Genomic DNA, 403 nt, shown 5'->3' with positions numbered 1-403 from the left:
CCCTGGAGTCGTTCTCGGCGGTGCTGGAGTTCGCGGGCGACGTCGGCGACCGCACCGCCGAGGCGTACGGCCTGCTGGGTCTGGGTTAGGCGCACATCGCCCGTGCGGAGATCGGTGCGGCGCGCACCGCACTGGTCGCGGCCGAGCGCATGGCGCGCGAGCTGGCCGAGCTGCGCATCCGCGTGCGGGCAATGCTGTCGCTCAGCGCCGTCGCGCTGGCCGGCGGGGACGTGCCGGCGGCCCGGGAACGGGCCGAGGAGGCGCTCGACGCCTCCGGGGAGATCGATCTCCCGGTGCTGACGGCGGGCTGCCTGACGGCCCTCGGTGACGCCGACGCCGCGGAGGGCCGGCACGAGAGCGCGGTGCAGCAGTGGACCGCGGCTCTGGAGCACCTGAGGAGCAC

At 75.7% G+C, this 403-nt stretch carries 1 protein-coding gene; it reads left to right on the top strand.

The annotated features are described in order from the left end of the window. Positions 1-149 precede the first annotated feature (149 nt). Positions 150-403, top strand: a 254-nt coding sequence (locus J1M81_RS24635; RefSeq protein ID WP_206499040.1) for a hypothetical protein, incomplete at its 3' end; no start/stop codon positions are given.

This window comes from Rhodococcus sp. KRD175, assembly GCF_017168275.1.
Lineage (GTDB): Bacteria > Actinomycetota > Actinomycetes > Mycobacteriales > Mycobacteriaceae > Rhodococcoides > Rhodococcoides fascians.
This window is presented reverse-complemented; position numbering and strand designations above follow the sequence as displayed.